Annotated in this window: 1 protein-coding gene; it reads right to left on the minus strand. The window is 72.7% G+C overall.

Features of this window, described 5'->3' with window-relative positions; all coding sequences use genetic code 11:
• Positions 1-517 (minus strand): Ig-like domain-containing protein (locus tag B2J69_RS23465; RefSeq protein WP_143806342.1); only part of this gene is annotated, 517 nt, incomplete at both ends.

Genomic DNA, 517 nt, shown 5'->3' on the forward strand with positions numbered 1-517 from the left:
GGTCAGCGCCACGCTGCTGCTGTCTACCGTAAAGGACGCGCTTTCGCCGCGCGTCTCGTTGCCCGCCGCGTCCGTGACCTTCACCTGCCAGCTGTGCTCGCCGTCCGCCAGCGGGCCCAGCGCCAGGCTCCAGCTGCCGCTGGTCGCGTCCGCCGTGACGCTGCCCGCCGCCGCCCCGTCCAGATAGACCGTCACCGTGGCGCCCGGCTCCGCCGTGCCGCTCAGCAGCGGCGAGCGGTCGTCCGTGATCGCCCCCTCCTCAATAGTGCCCGTCACGTCGCCCTGGGCGTCAGTCAGCATCGCGATCGCCGCCTCCGGGTTAGTGGTGTCCAGCACGATGCGGAACGGCCCGGTCTCCGCCGAGGAGACCCCCGCTGCGTTCACCGCCGTCGCCGACAGGTCGTAGACCCCGTCCGCCCCCAGCGCCGAGGTGGTGATGCTCCAGCGGCCCTTGTCGTCCGCCACCGCCTCTCCCACGCTGACCTTCGTGCCCGCCGCGTCCGTGGCCCAGATGACC

It is taken from the genome of Pantoea latae (genome assembly GCF_002077695.1).
Lineage (GTDB): Bacteria > Pseudomonadota > Gammaproteobacteria > Enterobacterales > Enterobacteriaceae > Pantoea > Pantoea latae.